General features: G+C 60.4%; 22 protein-coding genes, 1 tRNA gene and 1 pseudogene. 12 read left to right on the top strand and 12 right to left on the bottom strand.

From position 1 onward, the window contains the following. Positions 1-12: 12 nt before the first annotated feature. The 6 genes from queG to ACXYMO_RS14250 form a co-directional block, all read right to left on the bottom strand. On the bottom strand, positions 13-1,044 hold the full coding sequence (gene queG, locus ACXYMO_RS14275; protein ID WP_458879389.1) for a tRNA epoxyqueuosine(34) reductase QueG: 1,032 nt from the start codon (positions 1,042-1,044) through the stop codon (positions 13-15). A gap of 30 nt (positions 1,045-1,074) precedes the next feature. After that, a complete protein-coding gene (gene fzlA, locus ACXYMO_RS14270; RefSeq protein ID WP_458879388.1) occupies positions 1,075-1,740 on the bottom strand; it encodes an FtsZ-binding protein FzlA in 666 nt (221 codons plus the stop codon). 55 nt (positions 1,741-1,795) lie between these two features. After that, on the bottom strand, positions 1,796-2,575 hold the full coding sequence (gene mtgA / locus ACXYMO_RS14265; protein ID WP_458879387.1) for a monofunctional biosynthetic peptidoglycan transglycosylase: 780 nt from the start codon (positions 2,573-2,575) through the stop codon (positions 1,796-1,798). 101 nt (positions 2,576-2,676) lie between these two features. Continuing rightward, entirely contained in the window at positions 2,677-7,209 is a 4,533-nt protein-coding gene (gltB, locus tag ACXYMO_RS14260; RefSeq protein ID WP_458879386.1) for a glutamate synthase large subunit, read from the bottom strand. 1 nt (position 7,210) lies between these two features. Continuing rightward, positions 7,211-7,651 (bottom strand): GFA family protein, encoded by a 441-nt coding sequence (locus ACXYMO_RS14255; RefSeq protein WP_458879385.1) that lies wholly within the window; start codon positions 7,649-7,651, stop codon positions 7,211-7,213. A gap of 19 nt (positions 7,652-7,670) precedes the next feature. Beyond that, positions 7,671-9,113 carry an NAD(P)-dependent oxidoreductase gene (locus ACXYMO_RS14250; RefSeq protein ID WP_458879384.1) on the bottom strand — a complete coding sequence of 481 codons (1,443 nt, stop codon included), beginning with the start codon at positions 9,111-9,113 and terminating at the stop codon, positions 7,671-7,673. 227 nt (positions 9,114-9,340) lie between these two features. On the opposite strand from ACXYMO_RS14250, the gene ACXYMO_RS14245 reads away from it, so the two are divergent. Further along, on the top strand, positions 9,341-10,144 hold the full coding sequence (locus ACXYMO_RS14245) for an undecaprenyl-diphosphate phosphatase (protein ID WP_458879383.1): 804 nt from the start codon (positions 9,341-9,343) through the stop codon (positions 10,142-10,144). Here ACXYMO_RS14245 and ACXYMO_RS14240 read toward each other — a convergent pair whose 3' ends face one another. Next, complete coding sequence (locus ACXYMO_RS14240) at positions 10,145-11,128, bottom strand: complex I NDUFA9 subunit family protein (RefSeq protein ID WP_458879382.1); 984 nt, start codon at positions 11,126-11,128, stop codon at positions 10,145-10,147. It lies immediately after the preceding gene. Positions 11,129-11,349: 221 nt separating this feature from the next. On the opposite strand from ACXYMO_RS14240, the gene ACXYMO_RS14235 reads away from it, so the two are divergent. The 3 genes from ACXYMO_RS14235 (at position 11,350) to ACXYMO_RS14225 (ending at position 12,166) form a co-directional block, all read left to right on the top strand. Continuing rightward, a tRNA-Leu gene (locus tag ACXYMO_RS14235) sits at positions 11,350-11,436 on the top strand. Positions 11,437-11,599: 163 nt separating this feature from the next. Then, positions 11,600-11,917, top strand: coding sequence for an Arm DNA-binding domain-containing protein (locus tag ACXYMO_RS14230; protein ID WP_458879381.1), 318 nt, complete (start codon positions 11,600-11,602; stop codon positions 11,915-11,917). A 9-nt stretch (positions 11,918-11,926) separates the two neighbouring features. Further along, entirely contained in the window at positions 11,927-12,166 is a 240-nt protein-coding gene (locus ACXYMO_RS14225; protein WP_458879481.1) for a hypothetical protein, read from the top strand. Between the two features lie 249 nt (positions 12,167-12,415). On the opposite strand, the gene ACXYMO_RS14220 is transcribed toward ACXYMO_RS14225, so the two are convergent. Continuing rightward, positions 12,416-13,999, bottom strand: a complete 1,584-nt coding sequence (locus ACXYMO_RS14220) for an ABC transporter substrate-binding protein (protein ID WP_458879380.1) — start codon at positions 13,997-13,999, stop codon at positions 12,416-12,418. Positions 14,000-14,242: 243 nt separating this feature from the next. Between ACXYMO_RS14220 and ACXYMO_RS14215 the strand changes: the two are divergent. After that, a pseudogene (locus ACXYMO_RS14215) lies at positions 14,243-14,634 on the top strand (transposase); the annotation flags it as partial. A gap of 252 nt (positions 14,635-14,886) precedes the next feature. On the opposite strand, the gene arsJ reads toward ACXYMO_RS14215, so the two are convergent. The 4 genes from arsJ to ACXYMO_RS14195 are packed head-to-tail and all read right to left on the bottom strand — an operon-like array spanning position 14,887 to position 18,959. Beyond that, a complete protein-coding gene (gene arsJ / locus ACXYMO_RS14210; protein WP_458879379.1) occupies positions 14,887-16,161 on the bottom strand; it encodes an organoarsenical effux MFS transporter ArsJ in 1,275 nt (424 codons plus the stop codon). Next, positions 16,158-17,156, bottom strand: a complete 999-nt coding sequence (locus tag ACXYMO_RS14205; protein ID WP_458879378.1) for an ArsJ-associated glyceraldehyde-3-phosphate dehydrogenase — start codon at positions 17,154-17,156, stop codon at positions 16,158-16,160. The genes arsJ and ACXYMO_RS14205 overlap by 4 nt, the downstream gene beginning before the upstream one ends. Further along, the gene (locus ACXYMO_RS14200; protein WP_458879377.1) at positions 17,153-17,986 is read right to left on the bottom strand and encodes an arsenate reductase/protein-tyrosine-phosphatase family protein; all 834 of its coding nucleotides are present in this window, start codon (positions 17,984-17,986) and stop codon (positions 17,153-17,155) included. Before ACXYMO_RS14200 ends, ACXYMO_RS14205 begins: the two co-directional genes overlap by 4 nt. A gap of 58 nt (positions 17,987-18,044) precedes the next feature. After that, positions 18,045-18,959 (bottom strand): LysR family transcriptional regulator, encoded by a 915-nt coding sequence (locus ACXYMO_RS14195; RefSeq protein WP_458879376.1) that lies wholly within the window; start codon positions 18,957-18,959, stop codon positions 18,045-18,047. Between the two features lie 132 nt (positions 18,960-19,091). Between ACXYMO_RS14195 and ACXYMO_RS14190 the strand changes: the two genes are divergently transcribed. The 7 genes from ACXYMO_RS14190 to lptB all read left to right on the top strand — a co-directional run bounded on the left by ACXYMO_RS14190 (position 19,092) and on the right by lptB (position 24,946). Next, entirely contained in the window at positions 19,092-20,270 is a 1,179-nt protein-coding gene (locus ACXYMO_RS14190) for a cytochrome P450 (protein WP_458879479.1), read from the top strand. Positions 20,271-20,332: 62 nt separating this feature from the next. Beyond that, a complete protein-coding gene (locus ACXYMO_RS14185) occupies positions 20,333-21,370 on the top strand; it encodes a TRAP transporter substrate-binding protein (RefSeq protein WP_458879375.1) in 1,038 nt (345 codons plus the stop codon). 134 nt (positions 21,371-21,504) lie between these two features. After that, positions 21,505-22,119, top strand: a complete 615-nt coding sequence (locus tag ACXYMO_RS14180; RefSeq protein WP_458879374.1) for a ribonuclease D — start codon at positions 21,505-21,507, stop codon at positions 22,117-22,119. Further along, positions 22,116-23,078, top strand: coding sequence for a KpsF/GutQ family sugar-phosphate isomerase (locus ACXYMO_RS14175; protein ID WP_458879373.1), 963 nt, complete (start codon positions 22,116-22,118; stop codon positions 23,076-23,078). Before ACXYMO_RS14180 ends, ACXYMO_RS14175 begins: the two co-directional genes overlap by 4 nt. Before the next feature lie 15 nt (positions 23,079-23,093). Continuing rightward, positions 23,094-23,693, top strand: coding sequence for a hypothetical protein (locus tag ACXYMO_RS14170; protein WP_458879372.1), 600 nt, complete (start codon positions 23,094-23,096; stop codon positions 23,691-23,693). A 3-nt stretch (positions 23,694-23,696) separates the two neighbouring features. Continuing rightward, positions 23,697-24,188, top strand: a complete 492-nt coding sequence (locus tag ACXYMO_RS14165) for an LptA/OstA family protein (protein WP_458879371.1) — start codon at positions 23,697-23,699, stop codon at positions 24,186-24,188. Further along, positions 24,188-24,946: an LPS export ABC transporter ATP-binding protein gene (gene lptB / locus ACXYMO_RS14160; protein ID WP_458879370.1), complete on the top strand. Its 759-nt coding sequence runs from the start codon at positions 24,188-24,190 to the stop codon at positions 24,944-24,946. The genes ACXYMO_RS14165 and lptB overlap by 1 nt, the downstream gene beginning before the upstream one ends. Positions 24,947-25,197: the final 251 nt, after the last annotated feature.

Genomic DNA, 25,197 nt, shown 5'->3' with positions numbered 1-25,197 from the left:
AGCCTGTTTGCGTCACCCGGCCAGTCGCTGAACGGCCCAGCGTGCGGCATCGGCCACAGTTTCATCCGCATCACCGGTCAGGCCTTGGGCAATCGGGGACAAACGCTCATCGCCGGAATTGCCGATCGCATAGAGCACATTGCGCACAAACCGGTCCCGCCCGATGCGTTTGATCGGCGAGCCAGAAAACATCGCGCGAAAGGCGCTGTCGTCCAGCATGGCCAGATCCGCCAGCGGCGGTGCGGTCAACTCGGCGCGGGCGGCATAGCGCATGTCGCTGGCGGCGACGGCAAACTTGTTCCAGGGACAGGCGGCCAGACAGTCGTCACAGCCATAAATCCGGTTGCCCATCCGCGCCCGCAGGCCGGGATCAACCGGGCCTTTGTGTTCGATCGTCAGATAGGAAATGCAGCGCCGCGCATCCAGTTGGTAAGGCGCCGGAAAGGCATCCGTCGGGCAGATATCCAGACAGGCCCGGCATGATCCGCAATGATCCACCTCGGAGGCGTCGGCCGGCAGGTCCAGCGTTGTAAAAACAGACCCTATAAAGGCCCAATTGCCCCAATCCCGACTGACAAGGTTGGTGTGCTTGCCCTGCCAGCCCAGACCGGCGGCCTGTCCCAACGGCTTTTCCGGGACGGGGGCGGTGTCGACAAACACCTTTACCTCGCAGGGGTCCTGCTCGATCAGCCATCGGGCCAGCCGTTTCAGCCGTTTCTTGACCAGATCGTGGTAATCGCGGTTTTGCGCATAGACGGAAATCGCGCCGCGATCCTTGTGGCCGAGAATCTCAAGCGGATCGTGATCAGGCGCATAGCTTTCGGCCAGCATGATGACCGATTTCGCCTCGGGCCACAGGGCGGCAGGGTTTGCCCGCCAGTGGGTCCGTTCCGCCATCCATGACATCTGACCGTGATAGCCGGCGTTCAGAAACGCCTCCAACCTGTCGGGCACCTGCGGCACATCCCAGGGGCGGCACACCTTGCACGCGACAAAGCCCATGTCCCGGGCCGCGTCCGCCAGTCGGGTTTTCAGCGGCTCCATATCGGGGCCGCGCCGGCAGTCAGGGACAGATCAGAAATCAAGATCGGCATAGTGGGGCGGCGGGCGGAAACCGGGCACCTGATCGGCAAGGATCGAGCGGAACGCCGGGCGCGATTTGATCTTGGCGTACCAATCCTTGACCACGGCCGACCGGTTCCAGTCCACGTCCGAGATATAATCGAGCGAGCTGAGATGCGCGGCGGCGGCGAAATCAGCCAGTGTCATGCTGTCCCCGGCCAGCCAGCGACGGTGATCCAAAAGCCAGGACATGTAATCCAGATGGTATTTGATCGCCTTGGCGCCGTCCTTGACGTTGCGGCTGTCGGGATAACCGGCGCCGGTCACCTTTTTGTTCACCCGCTCATAAAGCAGTTTCGAGGTCACCTCGTTATGAAACTTGTCATCGAACCAGCCGACAAGGCGGCGCACTTCGAACCGGCCCTCGGGGTCCTTGGGCATAAGGGGAGGTTCGGGGCGGGTTTCTTCGATATATTCGCAGATCGCCGCGCTTTCGGCCATCATCAGACCGTCCAGACGGATCACCGGCACCTTGGCCGCGGGGTTGCGGCGCAGGAAATCGGGATCGGCTTCCCAATACCGCTCCTCGACCAGTTCTACTTCGATTTTCTTTTCCGCGAGGCTCAGCCGCACCTTGCGGCAGAACGGGGACAGGGGAACGTGAAACAGGCGCGCCATGACAATCCAGATGTATCGGTAACCAGAGAACCAATGCCCGCTGCGGCAAAGATTTTCAATCCTCGAAACACGCAGCGCGTCCATCTGCGCGGATCGTGGCTGCCCCATCCTGAATGGCCGCGGCCCGCCGACGCACCAATGCCGATGGTTTCGACGCCGACCTGGTGCGGGGCGATGGCAGGATGGCGGCAATCAGCGCGGCCTGCCGTGGGGTCAATTCTTCGGGGCCGGTGTCAAAGTAATGGCGCGCGGCGGCCTCGACGCCGAAAATGCCCGGTCCCATCTCGGCCACGTTCAGATACACCTCGACGATCCGACGCTTGGACCAAAGCGCCTCGACCGCCGGTGTGATCGCGGTTTCCAGCGCCTTGCGGATCCAGCTGCGCCCCTGCCAGAGGAATACGTTCTTGACGACCTGCTGGCTGATGGTCGATCCGCCGCGTGATCCACCCGCTTCGATCGCGGCGCGGATCGCGGCCACATCGAACCCCCAGTGCAGGCAGTAATTGGCATCCTCGGCCGCGACGACAGACCGGGCCATGACAGGCGCGATACCCTCGATCGGAACCCATTCCCGGTCGATATGCCCCAGACGGCGTTTTTCGGACCAGATTGTATGGGTGGTTGGCGGGTTCACGACCGAGAACAGCAAGACCATCGCCAGGATCAGCAGGATGAACACGGTCGCAGCACGCAGGACGAGAAAGCCGACCCACCGCATCGGGCGAAATGGCTTTTCGGTCGCCTTTTCCCGTTTGCTGGTCGACTTGCCTGTCTTGGCCTTGGATTTTCGCGCAGGCTGGGCCTTGCGTCCGGTTTTCGCCGATTTTGCCATGGGGCAGCTATAGCATCCCCATCCGGTCAGAAAAGCAACGAAGTTTCAAATCGGACGAAATCGCCGCAAACCCACGCCTTCGCAGGTTTGCGGCATTGACCCTATTCCGCCGGAATAACGTCTTTTTCCACGCTCAGAGGGGCGGGCAGATGCTCCAGCATCTCTTTCGGGCAAATCTGAAGGAAGTTGTCCCGCTCAAGATCCCAGTGCTGCAGGATATCGGCGGCCTTGCGGCTGCCGGTCTCGTCTGCGTGCCGCTGGATCAGACCCTTTAGCTGGTCCTCCCAATGGTCCACCGTCACCGGGCAGGTCACGAGGGTTTCCATGTTCATCAGCGTTTGGGCCTTGTCGTCCGGATCATAAAGATACGCCATCCCGCCGGTCATGCCCGCACCAAAGTTGGCGCCGATCTCACCCAGGATCACGGCAATGCCGCCGGTCATGTATTCACACCCGTTCGATCCGCAGCCTTCGATCACCACCTTGGCGCCCGAGTTGCGCACGGCAAACCGTTCACCGGCGCGTCCGGCAGCGAAAAGATACCCGTCGGTGGCACCATAAAGAACGGTGTTCCCGATGATGGTGTTCTGATCGGCCTGCAGCGGGCTGCTCATCGGCGGGCGCACCACGATGGTACCGCCTGACAGACCCTTGCCGACGTAATCGTTGGCATCGCCCGAGACCTCCAGCTTCAGACCCGGCGCCGCAAAGGCGCCCAGCGACTGACCGGCCGACCCCTGCAGCTTCACCGTCAGGTGATCGGGCTGGAACGAATTGCGCATGCCAAAGTTCTGAACGATGTGGCTGCTGGTGCGGGTGCCCACGGTGCGGTGCGTGTTCTGCACCGCATAAGACAGTTGCATCTTTTCGCCATCCTTCAGGAACCGGGCCGCATCACGGACGATTTCGGCATCCAGCGTGTCGGGCACGGCGGTGCGGTCCTTGTCGCGGTTGTACTTGATCTCGGACGCGCCATCGACGGTGATCAACAGCGGGTTCAAGTCCAGATCGTCCAGATGTGCCGATCCGCGCGAGACTTGCGCCAGCAGGTCGGCACGGCCGATCACCTCATCCAGCGACCGGGCCCCGATCGAGGCCAGCAATTCGCGCACCTCTTGCGCATAGAAGGTGATCAGGTTCACCACCTTGTCCGCGTTCCCGGTGAACTTGGCACGCAGGCTTTCGTCCTGGGTACACACACCAACGGGGCAGGTGTTGCTCTGACACTGGCGCACCATGATACAGCCCATCGCGATCAGGGCGGCGGTGCCGATGCCGAATTCCTCGGCCCCCATCATCGCGGCCATCACGATGTCACGGCCCGTGCGCAGCCCACCGTCGGTGCGCAGCGTGACGCGATCGCGTAGCTTGTTCATCGCCAGAACCTGATGCGCCTCGGTCAGGCCCATTTCCCACGGCAGACCCGCATATTTGATCGAGGTCGCGGGCGACGCCCCGGTGCCACCGTTGTGGCCCGAAATCAGGATGATGTCGGCCTTGGCCTTGGCCACGCCGGCGGCAATCGTGCCAACGCCCGAGCTTGCGACTAGCTTCACCGTCACCTTGCAGCGCGGGTTGATCTGTTTCAGGTCATAGATCAGCTGCGCCAGATCCTCGATCGAATAGATATCGTGGTGCGGCGGCGGCGAAATCAGCGTCACACCCTTGGTCGAATGACGCAGACGGGCGATCAGGTCGGTGACTTTCATCCCCGGCAGCTGACCGCCTTCGCCGGGCTTGGCACCCTGGGCGACCTTGATCTCCAGCTCTTCGCACTGGTTCAGGTATTCGGCAGTCACGCCAAAGCGGCCCGACGCGACCTGTTTGATCTTGGCGGACGGGTTATCGCCATTGGGCTCGGGCACGAAATGGGCCGGATCTTCGCCGCCTTCGCCGCTGTCCGATTTCGCCCCGATCCGGTTCATCGCCACGTTCAGCGTCTTGTGCGCCTCGGGGCTGAGCGCGCCCAGCGACATGCCCGGCGTCACGAACCGCTTGCGGATCGAGGTGATGCTTTCGACCTCTTCAATTGGAACCGGTTTGCCCAGCGGTTTGATGTCCAGCAGGTCGCGCAGGTGGATCGGCGGATTGCTCTGCATCTTGGCCGAATATTGCTTCCACAGGGCGAAAGACGCCTTGTTACACGCCATTTGCAGCATGTGCATGCTGGTCGCTTCCCAGGCGTGGGTTTCGCCCGACGCCCGCGATTTGTAGAAGCCGCCGATCGGCAGAATGTCGAGACCCGACGTCCAGCCCAGCTTGTGGACCTCTTCGGCCTTGTGCTGAATGCCGCTGACGCCGATGCCGCTGATCCGGCTGGTCATGCCGGGGAAAAATTCGGCGCACATGGCGCGGCTCAGGCCGACGGCCTCGAAATTCAGACCGCCGCGATAGGACGAAATCACCGAAATACCCATCTTGGCCATGATCTTGAGCAGGCCCTGATCGATGGCTTCGCGATACTTGGCAACCGCCTCGGTCAGGGTGCCGTCCAGCAGACCGCGTTCGATACGGTCGGCCAGCGAATCCTCGGCCAGATAGGCGTTCACGATGGTCGCACCACATCCGATCAGCACGGCAAAGTAATGCGGGTCAATACATTCGGCAGAACGCACCGACAGCGAACAGAAGGTCCGCAAACCGTTGCGCGTCAGATGGCTGTGCACCGCGCTGGTCGCCAGGATCATCGGCATCGCCACACGGTCCGGTCCGGAATGCTGGTCGGTCAGAACAATGTGACCCGCGCCCGAACGCACGGCATCCTCGGCCTCGGACCGGATGCGCGCCAGACCTTCGTTCAGGGCCCGGTTGCCGGGCGCAAAGGTACAGTCGATTTCGATCAGCGGTGCGTTGAACTGATGTTTCAGCGCCTCGAACTGGGCGTTGCCGACAAAGGGGCTGTCCAGCACGACGATCTCGGTCTGGCTGCTGTCTTCGTCCAGCACGTTTTTCAGGTTTCCGAACCGGGTTTTCAGGCTCATCACGCGGTATTCGCGCAAGGAGTCGATCGGCGGGTTGGTCACCTGGCTGAAATTCTGGCGGAAGAAATGGCTGAGCGGGCGATACCGCTTGGACAGCACCGCACTGGGCGTGTCATCGCCCATGCTGGCCAGCGTTTCCTTGCCGTCCTCGGCCATCGGCGCCAGGATCTGCTCCAGTTCCTCGATGGTGTAACCCGCCGCAATCTGGCGCGCGCGCAGTTCGTCACCGGCAAAGATCGGCGCTTCCTCGACCTCGGACAGCGCTTCGTCGGCATCGTTGATCTTGCCGACCCAATCGCCAAAGGGCTGCGATGCGGCCAGTTGGTCCTTGATCTCGGTATCGTGGAACAGTTTGCCTTCCTTCATGTCCACGGCCAGCAACTGACCCGGACCCAGGGCGCCCTTTTCCACGACGTCGGCCTCGTCGATCGGGACCATGCCCGCCTCGGACCCGGCGATCAGCAAGCCTTCGCCGGTCACGACATAGCGCATCGGGCGCAGGCCGTTCCGGTCCAGACCGGCACAGACCCAGCGGCCATCGGTCATGGCCAGTGCGGCGGGGCCGTCCCACGGCTCCATCACCGAGTTGCAGTAGGAATACATGTCGCGCCAGGCCTGTGGCAATTCCACCGCCTGCTTGGACCAGCTTTCGGGCACCAGCATGGTTTTCGCCATAGGTGCATTTCGGCCGGCGCGCACCAGAACCTCGAACACGGCGTCCAGCGCCGCCGAGTCAGACGACCCGCCTGCGATGATCGGTTTGATGTCTTCGGCCATGTCGCCAAAGGTGCCCGACGCCATGCGAATTTCATGGCTTTTCATCCAGTTGACGTTGCCTTTGAGCGTGTTGATCTCACCGTTATGCGCCAGCATGCGGAACGGCTGTGCCAGCCACCACTGCGGGAAGGTGTTGGTCGAATAGCGCTGGTGATAGATCGCGAAGGCGGATTCGAACCGTTCATCCAGAAGATCGGGATAGAACACGGCAACCTGCTCGGCCAGCATCATGCCTTTGTAGATGATGCTGCGGCAGGACAGCGACGCGATATAAAGCTGACCAATGCCCTGGGCAGCCGCCGCTTTTTCGATACGGCGGCGAATGACATAGAGTTCCCGCTCAAAGGTTTCTTCGTCCACGCCTTTCGAGTTCGAGATGATGATCTGCTCGATCTCGGGCCGGGTGGCGTTGGCCTTTTCCCCCAGGCAGGTCACATCGACCGGCACATGGCGCCAGCCATAGATGTAATACCCCATCCGCAGCACTTCGGACTCCACGATGGTCCGGCAGGTTTCCTGCGCCCCGAAATCGGTGCGCGGCAGAAACACCTGACCCACGGCGATCAGTTCATTCTTGCGCGGCTTGTGGCCGGTGCGTTCGATCTGGTTGTAGAAAAACGGCACCGGGATTTCGACATGGATACCTGCGCCGTCACCGGTTTTACCGTCCGCGTCCACTGCCCCACGGTGCCAGATCGCTTTTAGCGCCTTGATGCCCGATTCAACAACCTTGCGGCTTTTCTTTCCGTCCACGGAAACGACAAGGCCAACGCCGCAGGAAGAATGCTCTTCCTCCTCGGAATAGAGACCGTTTTCAGCCAGCCACTTGCGCTTTTCTTCTTCGGCGCGGGCCCAGTTTTCGTCGAATTTGGTCATGTCACTCTCCATCATCCGGAATGCCGAATTTTTCCAGCACCTGTTTCCGGGTCAGCCGGTCCCGTTCGCCTGCATAGGCAAATGAATCGGGCTTGTGGTCGATAAATATTTCGCTTTTGAAGGTCAGCCCGTTGGCATCATCCAGCAGACCGATCGGTATCTCGTAGCTTTCGGACATCGGGCCTTCGGCTGTTACGTGGTAATACAACCCCGATCCGCAGCGCTGGCACCATGCCCGCTCGGCCCAGTCCGAGCTTTGCAGCGTCTTGATATGGGCCTCACCGGTCCAGGTCACATCTTTGCGGGGCACCGTGATGCCCAGAAAGGCGGACCCGGTCCAGCGACGGCACATTTCGCAGTGGCACGCGCCGAAATGATCCGGCACGTTCTTGGCAGTGAAGGACACCGCGCCACACATGCATTTTCCCGTCCGTTCGCTCATCCTGTTGCCCTTTTTGCGCTTACTCAGCCGCAACCGCCTTGGCCTGGTTCAGATCGTCCAGAATGGCCGCGGCACAGTCGCGCCCGTCGCGGATGGCCCAAACCACCAATGACGCACCGCGCACGATGTCGCCCACGGCGTAGACGCCCGGCAGATCGGTCTTGCCGCTGGTGAACTCGGCCCGGATGGTGCCCCAACTGGTGACGGTCAGTTCGGGCTGATCCCAGAGCGTGGGCAGGTCTTCGGGTTCAAAGCCCAGCGCCTTGATGACCAGATCGGCCTCTTCCACGTAATCGGCGCCTTCGATCACCTCGGGTGCCTGACGGCCTGATGCATCCGGTGCGCCCAGACGCATCTTTTGCACCATCACGCCGGTGACCTTGTCATCGTCGCCGGTGACAAACCCCTTGGGTGCGCTCAGCCATTCGAATACGACGCCTTCTTCCTCGGCGTTCTGCACTTCGCGCTGCGAACCGGGCATGTTGGCACGGTCACGGCGATAGAGACATTTGACCGATGTCGCGCCTTCGCGGATCGAGGTGCGCACACAGTCCATCGCCGTGTCGCCGCCGCCGATCACCACGACCCGCTTGCCCTCGGCATTCATGCGGCCCGAGTCGAATTCTTCCACCGTGTCGCCAAAGCTGCGGCGGTTGCTGACGGTCAGGAAATCGATCGCCCGCTCGATACCTTTTGCACCACTTCCTGGCATCGCCAGGTCGCGCGATTTGTAAACGCCCGTCGCGATGATCACCGCGTCATGCTTATCACGAATCTCGTCAAATGTGATGTCTTCGCCCACGTTGCAGTTGAGCCTGAATGTCACACCGCTTTGTTCCAACTGCTCGTTCCGGCGCATCACCACGTCTTTTTCCAGCTTGAAGCCGGGGATGCCATAGGTCAGCAACCCGCCACCGCGGTCATAGCGGTCGTAAACGGTGACCTGCACACCGGCCCGGCGCAGTATGTCCGCCGCTGCCAGCCCGCCGGGGCCCGCACCGATGATGCCAACGCTTTCACTGCGTTCCTGCGCCGGTTTGACGGGCTGAACCCAGCCTTTTTCCCACGCCGTGTCGGTGATGTATTTCTCGACCGACCCGATGGTTACGGTGCCGTGCCCGGATTGTTCGATAACACAGTTGCCTTCACACAGACGGTCCTGTGGGCAGATACGGCCGCAGATTTCCGGAAACGTGTTGGTGGCCTGGCTGATCTCATACGCCTCTTTCAGACGCCCTTCGGCGGTCAGGCGCAGCCAGTCGGGAATATTGTTCTGAAGCGGGCAGTGCGCCTGGCAATAGGGCACACCGCACTGGCTGCATCGGCTGGCCTGTTCCTTGGCCTTGGAATCTGCGTATTCTGCATAGATCTCGTGAAAGTCTTCACGACGTTCGGCGGCATCCCGCTTTTGCGGCATGTCGCGTTCAATCTGCACGAACTTGAGCATAGGCTGTTTCGCCACGAGTCACTCTCCACGATTTCTTGGTTGCGCTTGTTTATGAGAAAGGCACACGGATTAAAAGTCAGTAATTATGACCTAAATCATCAATATTTTTGATGTAGGCTGATTTTCGTGCTGCAGTACAGCAAAAAGATGGTCCGAACCGGACCCAATTGATCGCTTTTCTTTTGAAATTGGGTACTTATACATATGCCTGAATTTCCACCCCTCCTTGGATGCCGTCGCTAATGCCGCTTTTCCAACTGATCCTCGTGGCCGTCATTCAGGGGCTGACCGAGTTTTTGCCGGTCTCTTCCTCGGGACATTTGATTCTGTTGCCGGGGCTGACGGCACTGGATGACCAAGGGCAACTGATCGACGTTGCGGTCCATGTCGGAACCCTTGGGGCGGTCATCGTCTATTTCTGGAGCGATGTAAAAGAGGGGCTGATCGGCCTTGTCGATTTGATGCGCGGGCAAACACAGACGCGCGGCGCACGGCTGGCGTTCCACCTGATCATCGCTACCATTCCGGTAATCTTGCTGGGGGCGGTGCTGCATTTCACCGGGCTCAGCGATGCGTTGCGCTCGGTCACGGTGATCGGCTGGACAATGCTGATTTTCGGTATCGTTCTCTACTGGGCCGATCAGGTGGGCGAGAATGTCAAAACGGCCCCGGACTGGTCCCTGCGCGATGCGCTTTTGATGGGGCTGTGGCAGGCCATCTCGCTGGTGCCCGGCACGTCACGGTCCGGCATCACCATTACCGGGGCGCGGCACCTTGGATATGCGCGCCACGACGCGGCCCGGCTTTCGATGCTGATGTCGATTCCGACGATCATGGCCTCGGGTATTCTGCTTGGGGCCGAAGTTGCGGTGTACGCCAATATGGCGGCCGCCCGTGACGGCGCCATCGCCGCCGCGATGGCCTTTGTGTCGGCCATGCTGGCGCTGACGCTGATGATGCGCCTGCTGCGCAGCGTCAGCTTTACGCCCTACGTGATTTACCGGGTCATTCTGGGACTTGCCCTGCTGGTCTATGCCTACGGGTGATCAGGTGCGCAGGTTACGCGCCGAATCCTTGATCGCATCGTATTGGCCCGACGGGCGGAACCGCCAAAGGTAATCCGGCAGTATCGCCCCCATCGCCACGGGCTGAATACCCAGATCGTCAAACCCGAGCGCATCCTCGGCCACGACATTGTCGCGCCGCAGATTGCGCAGCTGATCCCGCGTCAGAACACCGTTAGAAAACAGGCCCATGGTGATGAACTGCGCCGCGTCCAGGAAAAACGCCATGATCCCGGCCACCCAGAACGGCAAACTCACCAAAACGCGGCGACGATGAATCACATCCAGCATCCGGGTCATCAACGCGCGGAAGGTGCACACCTCGGGCCCGCCCAGTTCATAGATCCCGGGTTTAGCCGTGCCCAAAACTCCAGCCACAGCCGCGCGCGACACGTCATCCACATACACAGGCTGGAACCGTGTGTTCGGTCCGACCACGGGCAGGAACGGCCCCATCCGGGTCATACCGGCAAACCGGTTAAAGAATTGGTCCTCGGGGCCGAACACGACCGACGGACGCAGGATGACCGCATCCGGGAAATGTTCCAGAACGCCGGCCTCACCTTCGGCCTTGGTGCGGGCATAGTCGCTGTCCGAGTCGGCATCCGCCCCGATAGCAGAGACATGTACCATACGCGCCACGCCGTTTTCGGCGGCGATCCGGGCAATCCGAGCCGGCCCTTCGGCCTGCACCGCGTCAAATTTGTTCTTGCCAGATTCGTTCAGGATACCGACACAGTTCACAACCGCATCCGCCCCGTGCATCACCGCCGCGACCGATGCATCGTCGCGAATATTGCACAATACCGGCTCGACCTGACCGACAACACCATAGGGTTTGACGAACAACGCCTCGTTCGGGCGGCGTACCGCAACCCGCACGCGCCATCCCTCCTTGGCCATGCGTCGAGCAATATATCGGCCAACAAAGCCGGATCCGCCGTAAATTGTGACCAGTTTGGACATGTTCAAGCTCCCAATCGTGCAGGCCTGTCTGATCTACCGCCCCAGCCCCCGGCAAACAAGGCGCAAAAACGCCGCGAAGGACGCGAAACATGCATTCCGACCCGTGACCGCCCCCCGCCGGGCAAGGCTTTTGCACCGCGAAATGACGAAGTTTGAAAAAGCCGCGAAAATCCGTTTGACACCTTCTGAATACAGGCTTAAACGCACGGCTCACGACACCTGCCCAGGTGGCGGAATTGGTAGACGCGCTAGCTTCAGGTGCTAGTGTCCGTATGGACGTGGAGGTTCGAGTCCTCTCCTGGGCACCATTTTATCCCGACTTAGCTGTTCATAAGTGTCCATAAACATGGACTTTTTGACCTTTTCCATGTTATCCATCCGACCATAGCTGAACACTCGATACCCTACAAAACATGCCGCTTGGGGTATCATTTCTGGTATCGCCCCCGCAGTATGAGGTCGGTGCCCCCAATGTCTCTTTCGGACCTGAAAATTAGGAAGGCCAAACCTGATTCCAAAGCATATAAGCTGTCGGACGGCGGGGGCCTGTTCCTATTGGCAAAGCCGAACGGCTCGAAGGTCTGGCAACAGAAGTACCGCCATCTTGGCAACGAACGGTTGCTGTCCAACGGAATGTATCCAGAAGTGTCACTGCCTCAGGCGCGTCAGAAAAGGGCCAAAGCTCGAACACTTCTGTCTGATGGCGGGGATCCCGCCGTCCAAAATCGATTGGATCAGACTGAGGCCGAAACACGCACCCGCACAACATTCCTTCTGGTCGCAGAATAATATCTGCAAATGGCGCATGATCGCGAACTGGCCGATGCGTCGATCGCTGCGGTGATGCGCAAGGCGAATGCGGTTGTGAAATGTGTCGGTATCCTGAACAAATCCGGAAAGAACAATTTCGACGCGCGGCCTCCGAAGGGCCGCACTGGGCGGTCCATTCAAAACGGCCTTGGGACCTGGATTTCAACATCTTCGGCGCTTGCCGGCGCATCTTCCAGCTCGACGCCAAGATACCGCACTGTTTTGTAACTCTTGGTGTGACCAAGCACGAGCTGCTCGGCACGGAGATTTTCGGTCTTCCAGTAAATTTTTGCAGCCTTCGTCCGCCGCATCGAACGCGCTCGGCTCCCTCCTCGGTCTTCGCGTCGGGCTGCCTGATTACATAATTCCGAATGCAGAAAGAACACCCGCCCGCTTGCAAGGCGGACGGGGTTTGGGTGCAAATTCGGTGGGCGGCCAACGCCTAGGGTGCAGCCGCAATGGAAGTTGCAGCAACCGTCATGGTCGCTGGAGCGCCAGATTGTAGTACATCTGGATCGGTCGCTGCAGGCCCAGTACCGATGTCCTGAAGGCGATCGGCTCGAAGAACTGACCAAGGATAGCGAATTGGCCCTGCTGGACGATCCTCTCCTGCGCCTGTTCAGCAAGATCCGCGCGTTCGGCTTCGTCCTCGCTGGCCATGAAGGCAGCCCGCAGGGCTTCGACTTCGGGATCGTTCGGCCAGCCGATCCAGCCGCTCTCGGGTTCGCCCGAATAGGCGATGCGCAACGGATCAGCGAGGTCTTCGGCAATCCACCACGTATGGAATATGTTCCAGGCCTCGCCTTCCGCATCGCTTCGCTTGGCGCGTCGCTGCACCAAATCTGCCCAGGTGATTTCCTGATGGTCTACCGCGACCCCAAGTTCGCCCAAGATCTCGATCGTGACCCCCGTGAAGGCCGAAATGACCGGGCTGTCGACCGGGTCCAGCACCACCACTGGCGTACCATCGTAGCCGGACTCTTCCAGCAAAGTGCGGGCTTCGTCGAGGTTGGTCGTACTGAAAGCCGGATAGTCGACCGGGGTCGCGTAGGGTGTGCCACAGGCATAGACCGAGGGGCACAACTGCCAGTAGTCGGTGTTCCCGATCGCCGCATTCATGTAGTCTTCCTGGTTCATGGCGGCGATAATTGCCTTGCGCATCTGGGCGTTGTCGAACGGCGGGATCTGGTGGTTGAAAACTGCCATGCCAATGCTGCCCGTGGCGTCGGCGAGCACTGACGAGACGCCTTCATGCCCTTCGAGCATTGGGACCAGATCGGTCGAGGGCGATTCGAGATACTGGACCTCGTCTGCGATGAGGGCTTCCATTGCAGCTTCCTGATCAGCGTAACTGACCCATTCGATCCGGTCGAGGAACGGATACTTGGCACCGGCCGCCAGCGATGTAGGCTCGTCACGCGACACATAGGCGTCATTGCGCAGGTAGACCGCCTTTTCGCCGGGAACCCATTCGCTTATCGAAAAGACGTACGGCCCGGACCCGGTGGGGTCGGTGATCGGCACGTTCGGATCCGTCTCGGCGATCCGCTGCGGCATCATGAACGGCACGTTCGACGACAGCTTGCCCAGCGTGGCCGTCATTTGGGGATAGCGGCGGCTGAGGCTGATGGTGAATGTCTCTTCGTCCACCGCTTCGATCGCGTTGATCTGCGCAAAAAGGGCCTGCCCGACGCCATCGCGGGCGCCCCAGCGGGTCAGCGAGGCGACGCAGTCGGCAGCGGTGACATCGGTTCCATCATGCCACTTCTGGCCCGGGCGCAGGGTGAAGGACCATTCCAGCCCGTCCTCGGAAACCTCCCAGTCCTCAACCATCTGCGGCTGCGGCTCGTAATTCTCATCGAGCCCGAAAAGGGTATCATAGACAAGATAGCCGTGGCTGCGAGTAATGTAGGCAGTCGTCCAGATTGGGTCGAGAATCTCCAACTGCGCATGCGGGACAGCGCGCAACGTCTCGGCGCTGGCCTGACTCGTCCCCACGACAGACGCGGCCGCAAAGGCACCTGCCATTATCATGGCGCGGAATGATGGTGTAATCTGCATGGTCTCTCCTCCAATATGCCGCACACAGGCCTGGAATGAGCCGTTCGGCGGCAGAGACCCAGAAGCCTAACGTAACAGGTGCGCGGAGCATTGATTTACGTTAATGGAAGAATAATGCGGGGAATACCGGTGCGGTATTCCCGATGGCGCGGCGCAGCCTTTTTTCATAATATTATCTAAGGTTAGGACCCATTGATGTCTGTTGCGCTTCGTGATTCACGGTTCGAAAAACGAGCGGTGAACATGTCTGATCTCTTCTGGCTGACCGCTGTGCAGATGGCGCGTCTTAAGCCCTATTTCCCGAAGTCCCACGGCAGGCCGCGCGTCGATGATCGGCGTGTTTTGAGTGGGATTATCTTCATCAATCGCAATGGCTTTCGATGGCGTGACGCGCCTGCGGAATACGGCCCGCAACCGGCGCAGATCAACCGCGGAAGCGACGGAGCGATAAGGGCGTCTTTGCTGGCATCATGGCTGGTCTGGCCGCCGAGCACGACGAAGAGAAGACCTTGATGATCGACGCAACCTACCTCAAAGCACACCGCACCGCGACCAGAATGGGCGCGAAAAAAGGAGGGCGGGGCCGCCTGATTGGTCGGACCAAAGGCGGTATGAACACCAAGCTGCACGCTATCTAAGACAGCCATCGCGCTGGCCGCAACCGTCATCTATTGGCGATGAGTCCTTACCCTAATGCAACATCTCATTGGGGTATCAATGGGGGCATAAAGCAAAACCACAAGAGAAATAACATATTGTATTCAAATATTTAATTGCAGTGTGTGAATCCCCTCCTGTGCACCAATTCTTTCAGAAAACCTGTAAATGCTGCCAACCGTCAGGGTTGGAACGGCGTTTCTGTGCGTCCGGCCTGGTGGCTTTGCCTCCTAATCAGAGGCCGGGACGTTCGGCCGGTCGGGCGTTCTGCCCAGAATCATGATGCTGACCCAGCTGAGCGCGATCAGGGCCGCCGCTGTTCCAAGGCACAGGGGCAGGCCGGCGATCTGATAGGTCAGCCCCGACATCAAGGTGCCGATCAATCGCCCTGCCGCATTCGCCATATAGTAAAACCCGACGTCCATCGTGACCCGATCGGACGTGGTGAAGGCGAGAATCAGGTAGGAATGCAGCGATGAATTGATCGCGAAAAGCGCGCCGAAGATCAGCAAACCGGCGACAATCAGGGCGGTCAGCCATTGGGTCGGTTCGCCGGCCAGCAGTACGGCAACCGCCAGTGCGGCAGGGACCAGGAACAGCAGCCCGGCCCATGTCGCGGCGCTGTGCACGATGCCTCGCCGGCTGCGAGTCCTGGCGCCCAACAGGCGGGGCGCGTTGGCCTGCACGATCCCGTAAAGGATGATCCAGACCGCCATGAATGTCCCGATCATGAAAAACGCCGTTCGGTTGCCTTGGGCTGTGCCATCCGACAGGACAGCGTAGAAATAGATGGGCAGCCCGACAACGAACCACACGTCCCGCGCCCCGAACAGGAACACGCGCGCCGCGCTGAGCCAGTTCACATCCCGGTTCTTCGAAAACACCTCGCGGAACCTGACGCCCTTGCGGCCTGCGGGCAGACCAGCGGGCATGCCCACCAGAACGCCGATCAGAATGGCCGCAAGCAGGGCGGCCATGCCCAGAACCGAAGGCACAAAACCGAAAAGGGCAAGGGCGCCCGCGCCGATGAGAAAGCCAAATCCCTTTACCGCGTTCTTCGATCCGGTCAGCACCGCGACCCACCGGAACAACCCGTCATCCTGATCGGGCGCCAGCAGTTTCACGGCGCTTTTCGAGCTCATCTTGGCCAGATCTTTGGCCACGCCGGACAGGCCCTGCACGGCCATGACAAAGATGACCGATGCCGAAATGCTCCACCCCGGGTTCAGCTGTGCAAGGGCGACAAGGGCAATGACCTGCAACGTCAGACCCGCATAAAGGGTGCTGGTCAGGCCAAACCGCGCGGCAATCCATCCGGCCGAAAGGTTGGTGATGATCCCGGCCACCTCATACAGAACAAAGAGATAGGCGAGCTGAACCGGCGAAAACCCCAGCGTGTGAAAATGCAGCAGGACCAGCATGCGCAATGCGCCATCGGTCAGCATGAAGGCCCAATAGGCCGCCGTCACCGCGATATAGGCGGCAAAGCCGTCCGGTCGGGTCACAACCGCGCACCCACCATCAGTGCCACATCGACCAACCGGTGCGCATAGCCCCATTCATTGTCGTACCAGGCATAGATTTTGACCTGTGTGCCGTTCACCACCATGGTCGAGGGCGCGTCCACGATGCCGGACCGCGGATCGTTGGTGTAATCGGCCGACACCAGCGGACGTTCCTCGTACCCGAGGATCCCCTTCAACGCGCCCTCGGCGGCGGCGCGGAAAAATCCGTTCACTTCTTGGGCTGTGGTCGGGCGCTCGACCTCGAACACGCAATCGGTCAGCGATGCGTTCAGGAGCGGAACGCGCACCGCGTGGCCGTTCAGCTTTCCGGTCAGTTCCGGATAGATCAGCGTGATTGCACTGGCCGATCCGGTGGTCGTCGGGATCAACGAATTCAGGGCCGAGCGCGCGCGGCGCAAATCCTTGGCCGGACGGTCCACGATGGTCTGGGTATTGGTAACATCGTGGATCGTGGTGATTGAACCGTGTTTGATGCCCAGGTTTTCGTGGATCACCTTGACCACCGGGGCCAGGCAATTGGTGGTACAGCTTGCGGCGGTGACGATCCGGTGCTTGCCCGCGTCATAGCTGTCGTCGTTCACGCCGAATACGATGTTGGCCGCATCGCCATCCTTGACCGGGGCGGAAACGATCACCTTTTTCACACCCGCAGCGAAATAGGGGGCCAGCTTTGCCTCGGTCTTGAAGGCCCCGGTGCAGTCGATGACCACATCCACACCGGACAAAGGCAAGTCATTCAGGTTTCGGGTGCATAGTGTTGGAATCCGAACACCATCAATGGATATGCTGTCGTCGTCATACGAAAAATCCGCGTCCCAACGCCCATGTACAGTGTCGAATTCCAACAAATGCGCATGCATCTGCGGATCGCCCACCGCGTCGTTCAGAAAGGCCAACTTGGCCCCGCGTTCCAGAAGCGGGCGCAGCGCCAGCTTGCCGATACGGCCCAATCCGTTGATCGCATAGGTGGTCATGCGTGCTCCTGTTGCTGTGCAATGTCGTCGACGTGTTTTTGAAGGGAAAGCCGGTCCAGCGTGTCCACCGGCAGAGCGGTAAAGGCGCGGATGCGGTTGCGCAGCGCGCCGAATGCCTCCTGGAAGGCATAGTTTCTTTCGGCGTCCGTCCCTTGGGCCTGAACCGGATCGGGAACGCCCCAGTGCGCCGAAATCGGCTGACCGGCCCAGGTCGGACAATCCTCATTCGCGGCCTGATCGCAGACGGTAAAGACGAAATCCATTTTCGGCGCATCCGGCCCGCGGAATTCCGACAGGCTTTTGGACCGCAACCCGGCGGTATCGAGTCCCTTGCCGCGTAACATTTCCAATGCCCGCAGGTTGGGCGTGGGAGAGGGGGTCGTCCCGGCGGAATAGGCCGTGAATCTGTCGCCCGCTTCGTGGCGCAGGATTGCCTCGGCAAAGATGGACCGGGCCGAATTGCCGCTGCAAATGAAAAGAACGTTGTGCTTTCGGCCGGGCGTGCCGCCCTTGGCCATCAGGGGGGCCAGCGGCGGGCACAGGTCCGGACGGCCACGGCAGCAATCGACGAACAACTCCGACACCATCGCTTGCGCGGATTCGGGGTTCATCTTGTAGAAAAGAAAGGTCCCGCGGCGGGTTTGCGTGATCAGGCCGGACCGCGTCAGCGCCGACAGGTAAACCGAGGCCGTGCTGGGTTTCAGGTCAAGAACCTGTGCGATTTCCCCGGCCGCCAGCGCATCGGGACACCGCCGCACGAGGAGCTGGAAAATGGCCATCCGCTGGGGGTGACTGAGGACTGAGAGTTTGTCGATAAGCATTGTTTCCATATTTCACGTATATGTAAAATATTTATGTCAGACAACATCCTCCGATCGCTCTGCCGCGCTAAACGGTCCCGCAGGCTGGCGCCACGTGATCGGCCAGTTGCGCCCGCAGCCATCTGTGCATGGCCGAATGGTGCGTCCGTGCGTTCCAGTAGAGATCAATGTCGAACGGCGCCTTGATCGGCGTCGGGGCAACGTGGACCGCATCGCCAAACGCCAGCGCGATCCGCTTGGGCACGGTCGAGATCAGATCGGTCCCCTGAAGGGTCATAGGCAGGGCCGCCGGGCTGGGCACTTCGACCACCGCATTCAAACTATGCCCGCGCGCTTCGATTTCGACCAGGTAGCGCGATTGCCAGGTTCCGCCATAGATCACCACCACATGGGGTGCCGCCAAATAGGTCTGCGTATCCAGATCGACACCGACAAGCGGATTGTCTTTGGCCATGATGCAGACGTAGTGATCGCGCAGCAGATTACGGCGATAATAGCCGCTGTCGTCGATCCGAACCGGCCCGATCAGCATGTCGCTTTCGCCGCGCTCCAACTGATCCTTTCCCAGGACGTTGGACGACAGAACCCTGACCCGCAAACCGGGTGCCTTTTGCCGCAGGATACGCACCAGATGCGGCAACAGGGTGATCCGCTCATAGTAGTTGCAGGACAGGGTGACCTCGGCCTGGGCCTTGAACGGATCAAAGGCACGCGGTTCAAGAATGGCGGAAAATTCGTCCGTCATCCGCGCAGCGGTGCTGACGATCTCGTTACACCTGTCGGTGGGCACCGTGCCGCCCCCCTGGCGCACGAACAGCGGGTCGCCAAAGATGCGGCGCAGCCGGTCGATGGTATAGCTGACGGTGGACTGGGTGATCCCCAGCGTTTCGGCCGCCCGCGAAAATGACCCCAGCGCATGCACCATCCGCAGCGTTCTGAGCGCGGCGAAATCCACCGAAAGAGGATCGCTTGGTTTCGTCATTCAGCAAAAACCCGTATCTGTATCGAATTTTTCGATCTAGTGCATTGAACCCATCGGATTGCAAGATACCCCTGCCCTGACCTATGTTGACGGAAACACCGGAACCTGGGGAGGAGCTCCGTGACAACCACCATGCAAAACCTTGCGCCCCGCAACGCGGATATCACGATCCAGCAACTGACGCTGGACCCGTATTCCATCTACAGGCGCCTGCGCGCGGAAACGCCGGTGTTGCGCGTTGAATCGATCAACCGCACCATGCTGACCAAGGCGGAAGACACCAAATACGTCAAGGAAACGCCCACGCTGTTCAGCTCGGACGATCCAAGCACGCCGATGGAACGTGCCTTTCGCGCCCATACGCTGATGCGCAAGGATGGCGAGGCGCACCTCGCCGAACGCAATGCCATGGCCCCCACCTTTACCGGGCGCAATATCAAGGCCTGCTGGGAGCCGATCTATACCGACATCGCCAAGGACTTCGTCTCGGGCCTGCCACGGGGCGAAACGGTCGACCTGTTCACGACACTTGCCGGACCCTTTGCCGCGCGCTGTCTGAAACATCTTCTGGGCATAGAAGAGGCCAGCGATGCCGACATGGAACGCTGGAGCCAGACCCTGATTGATGGCGCCGGCAACTTTGGATGGAGCGAGGACCTGTTCGCCAAATGCGATGAGGCGAATGACGAAATGGATGCGCTGTTTCAGGCGACGATCCCGCGTCACAAGGCCGATCCGAACGCAAGCGCCCTGTCGGTGATGGTCAACGCCGAAGACCCCATCCCGCTGAGCCAGATATTCTCAAACGTGAAAATCGCCATCGGCGGCGGTATCAACGAACCGCGCGACGCCCTGCTGACCATTCTCTACGGGTTACTGACGAACCCCGATCAGAACGAGGCCGCCAAAAAGGACGCGCTGTGGGGTGAGGCGTTCGAAGAAGGCGTGCGCTGGGTCGCGCCCATTCAGGCCAGTTCACGGCTGGTAATGGAAGACACGCAAATCCGCGGAATAGACATCCCCAAGGGCGATGTCGTCATGACCGTTCAGGCCTCGGCCTGCCATGACGAGGATATTTACGAGGACCCGGAAAAGTTCAACATTTTCCGCCCGCGCAAACCGCACCAGGCCTTTGGGAACGGTCCCCATTTCTGCCAGGGCACGCACATCGCGCGGCGCATGCTGGCCAATATCATGCTGCCGATGCTGTATGACCGGTTCCCCAACATGTCCCTGCCCGATCCCGACGCCGTGCAGTTCTACGGATTCGGATTCCGGGGACCGCGGCAATTGCCAGTGACTTTGAACTGAACCTGACACACAATGAATCATCAAAGCGCGGGAAAAACCCGCGCGTCTTTTGGGAGGAAAGAATGAAGAAACGCACCCTGATGAAAGGCGCTATCGCTGCGGTATTCGCCACGGCCATGTTGCCGATGACGGCGACAGCGCAAGAGGTGACACTGAAACTGCACCAGTTTCTGCCGCCGCCTGCAACGGTGCCAAAGCTGATCCTGAAACCCTGGGCCGCGCAGGTCGAAGAGGCGTCCGGCGGGCGCATCAAGATCGATCATTTCGACGCCATGGCGCTGGGCGGAACGCCCCCCAGCCTGATGGATCAGGCGATTGACGGGTCGTCCGACATGGTGATGACCGTCGTGGGCTATACTCCCGGCCGGTTCCCCAAGACAGAAGTATTTGAACTGCCCTTCATGATGACCGACCCGATCGCCACATCGAAGGCGTTCATGGAAATGGTCGAAACCGATCTGCAGGAAAATGAATACAAGGACGTCAAGGTTCTGGGCGCATGGGTACATGGCCCCGGCGTGATCCACACCAACACCGGTGTGACCAAGCTTGAGGACATGGAAGGCAAGAAACTGCGCGGCCCGACCCGCGTGATCACCGACATGCTCAAGGAACTGGGCGCAACCCCGGTCGGCATGCCGCTGCCCGCCATCCCCGAGGCCCTGTCGAAGGGTGTGATCGACGGCACCGTGATCCCGTGGGAGGTAACCCCCGCGATCAAACTGTCGGAACTGGTCCAGAACCACACCGAATTCATGGGCAAGGAATCGCTTTATACGGCGACCATCGTTCTGGTGATGAACCGCGCCAAATACGATGCCCTGCCCGATGATCTCAAGGCGATCCTGGATGGCGAATCCGGTCAGAAACTGTCGACCTTCGCAGCGGAACAGATGTTCGCCCGCGACAAGCCGGGCCGCGACATCGCTGTCGCCAACGGCAGCAAGATCGTTCAGCTGGACGAGGCCGAAGTCGCCCGCTGGAAGGCCAAGGCCGAGCCGGTCATCGACCGCTGGGTTGCCGACATGGAAGGCAAAGGCATTGACGGTCGCGCCGTGATCGAAGAGGCCAAGGCCCTGATCAAAAAGCACGGTGGCTGATCGCGCCACGCCATTTGGGCCAGCCGGGCACCCCCGGCTGGTCCCCTCATTCCCCCACAACAGTTGAGTTCACGACGCAAAGCGCCTATTTCGGCCCAAGGGCCAATTGGCCGGACTTTGCAAAGGACTGTTGCGTGGCAAACCATCTTTATCAGAACGATCTGCCCGATGGGCTCGACCTGGGGCCCGTTGTTGCAATTGACTGCGAAACGATGGGGTTGAACCCGCACCGCGACCGGCTCTGCGTGATCCAAATGTCAGGCGGCGATGGCAACGCCCATATCGTTCAGGTCGCCAACGGCCAGACCGAGGCGCCGAACCTGTGCGCCATGCTGGAAAATCCCGATGTGCTCAAACTGTTCCATTTCGGCCGGTTCGACATTGCCGCGCTGTACAATGCTTTTAGCGCGCTGGCGGCACCGGTCTATTGCACCAAGATCGCCAGCCGCCTGATCCGCACCTATACGGACCGGCACGGGCTGAAAAACCTGACGCAGGAACTGATTGGCGTGGATATTTCCAAGCAACAACAGATGAGCGATTGGGGCGCCGAGACCCTGACGGGCGCTCAGCTGGACTATGCGGCCTCGGACGTTTTGTACCTGCACCGGCTGCGCGATGAGCTGAACAATCGCCTGGCGCGCGAAGGCCGCACCGACATGGCGCAGGCCTGTTTCGATTTTCTGCCGATGCGGGCGCGGCTGGATCTGGCCGGCTGGCCCGAAACCGACATCTTTGCGCATTCATGACCGGCACCTTTCAGGAAACCGCCCGCCGTGTGATCCACATCGAGGCGCAGGCGCTCACCCTTCTGGAATCCGCGCTGAACGGCGAATTCGACCGCGCCGTCGACCTGCTGCTTAACGCAAAGGGGCGCGTGATCGTCAGCGGCATGGGCAAATCCGGCCATATCGCCCGCAAGATCGCGGCGACCTTTGCCAGCACCGGAACGCCCGCGCATTTCGTGCACCCGGCCGAGGCGAGCCATGGTGATCTGGGCATGATGGCACAGGGCGATGTGGCGCTGGTGCTGTCCAATTCGGGCGAGACACCTGAACTGGCCGATCTCATCGCCTATACCCGCCGCTTTGCGATCCCGCTGATCGGCGTGGCAAGTCGCGCGGAATCGACCCTGCTCAAACAATCGGACGTTGCCCTTGTCCTGCCGCAAGCGCCCGAGGCCTGTGGCACCGGCGTCGTGCCCACGTCTTCGACCACCATGACCCTTGCGCTGGGCGATGCGCTGGCGATTGCACTGATGGAGCATCGCAAGTTCACCCCGGAACATTTCCGCGAATTCCACCCTGGCGGCAAACTGGGCGCGCGGCTCAGCAAGGTGCGCGACCTGATGCACACCGGCACCGCCCTGCCCATGGTCTCCACAGACACCCCGATGAGCGACACGCTGATCGAGATCAGCCAAAAGGGGTTCGGCGTTGCCGGCGTCAGCAACCCGGACGGCACCTTGGCAGGCATCATCACCGACGGTGACCTGCGCCGCAAAATGACCGGGTTGCTTGATCACACGTCGGGCGAAGTCATGACCCCGAACCCGACGACCATCGCCCCCGGCGCGCTGGCCGAAGAGGCAGTCGCCATCATGAACCAGCACAAGATCACCTGCCTGTTCGTGGTCGACCCCGATGGCGACGGAACCGCCCAGGGGCTGCTGCACATCCACGACTGCCTGCGCGTCGGGCTGGGTTGAACAGGGGTTGGGGCGGTGGATCTCTACTCCCGCATGGTCGCGTTCTTCAAGGTGCTGCTGCCGCTGGCTGCGCTGGCCATTCTGGCGACGCTGTTCCTTTTGTCGCGCGGAAACGACCCTGACACGGCGATTCCCTTCGCTGAAAAGGACGTGGCCGACCGCCTGCGCGATCAACAGATCACTGCGCCATTCTTTTCCGGCACCGCCCCGAACGGCGATGAAATTATCGTGACCGCCACGCTTGCCCGTCCGGGGGGGCAGGACACACCGGCCGAGGCAACCGATGTAAGCGCCCGCATCACGGCCGCCGACGGGGGCCGCATGACGCTGGACGCGGATAAGGCAAGTGTCGATCTGCCTGCGGATTTGGCCACGTTTTCAGGCGATGTGCGTATTTCCACCTCGACCGGGTATGTCGTGCGCACCGAAGAGCTGAACACGCGGCTGCATGATCTGTCCGGCAGCGCCCCGGGCACGATAAAGGGCACCGGACCGCTGGGCGACTTTACCGCCGGGCAGATGGAGTTCAGCGCAAAAAACCAGTCCGGCCCCGTGCACATGCTTTTCAAGGGCGGCGTTAAACTGATATACCAACCCAAACAGATTGAAAGATAACCAGTGTCCATTCTCCGCGCCTTTATCTTGTGCATGCCCCTTGCGCTGTGTGCGGTGGCCGTGAATGCACAAAGCGCCAACCTGGCGTTTGGCACGGTCAAGGCCGATCCAACCCTCCCGGTCGAGGTGTCCTCGGATACGCTGGATGTGAACCAGGCGGACGGATCGGCACAATTTCAGGGTAATGTCGTGGTGGGTCAGGGCGAAATGCGCCTGTCCGCCCAGCGCGTTCTGGTGATTTACAAGCAGGACCGGCAAGGCATTCAGCGGCTTGAGGCCACTGGTGGCGTCGTTCTGGTCAACGGCCCCGATGCCGCCGAGGCCGAGCGCGCCGATTACAACATCGAAAACGGTGTCATCGTCATGTCGGGCAACGTGTTGCTGACCCAGGGACAGAACGCGCTGACGTCGGACCGGATGACCGTCAACCTGACCGAAGGTACCGCCAGGATGAACGGGCGCGTCAAAACCATCCTGATTCCGGATCAGAACTGATGGCTGGCCCGGACCTGAGCGTGAAGGAAGGCCAATCCGGTCTGCGCATCGAGCATTTGCGCAAGTCTTTCCGCAAGAAAATGGTCATTCGCGATGTTTCGATGACCCTGCACCGCGGTGAGGTCGTCGCCCTTCTGGGGCCGAACGGATCGGGCAAGACCACGACGTTTTACGCCATCGCCGGGCTGATCTTTCCCGAGGCAGGCACCGTCACCATCGACGGGCACAATGTGACCTCTCTCCCGATGTATCGCCGCGCACGAATGGGCATCGGGTATCTGCCCCAGGAGATGTCGATTTTCCGGGGCCTGAGCGTCGAAGACAACATTTCGGCCGTGCTCGACGTCACCCACAGCGATCAGCACAAACGCCGCGAACGCCTGGAAGAGCTGCTGTCGGATTTCTCGATCGAACACCTGCGCCGCGCGCCAGCGCTGGCCCTGTCCGGAGGCGAACGGCGACGGGTCGAGATTGCACGCTGCCTGGCCGCCGAGCCGAAATACCTGCTGCTGGACGAACCCTTTGCCGGGGTCGATCCAATTTCGGTTGGCGATATCCGTCATCTTGTTGCCGACCTCAAAAAGCGGGGAATCGGCGTTCTGATCACCGATCACAACGTGCGTGAAACGCTCGAAATCGTGGATCGGGCCTATATCCTGCACGATGGGCAGGTTTTGATGTCGGGAACGCCCGAAGAAGTCGTGGAAAACGAAAACGTGAGACGCGTCTATCTGGGCGAAAATTTTCGCATTTCGTAAACTTCCGACACGATTTGGCGCCGTCAACACAGTGTTTCCAAAATTTTCTTTGCTGCTTTTCGTTGACAGCGCGCCGCCACGGTGCCTCAATTGTCGTATGACAAAACTACGGTCTGAGGCAGTTTCGGGAATGGCCCAAAAGGATGGGTCAGACCGAATACAACCCGCAGTTTGGTCTATCCCTGACATCCGTTTCTAATGCAGATCGTCCGCTGACGCGGAATCTGGACGGGTGCGATTTATGAAGGAGT

The organism is Arenibacterium sp. CAU 1754 (assembly GCF_054482635.1).
This window is presented reverse-complemented; position numbering and strand designations above follow the sequence as displayed.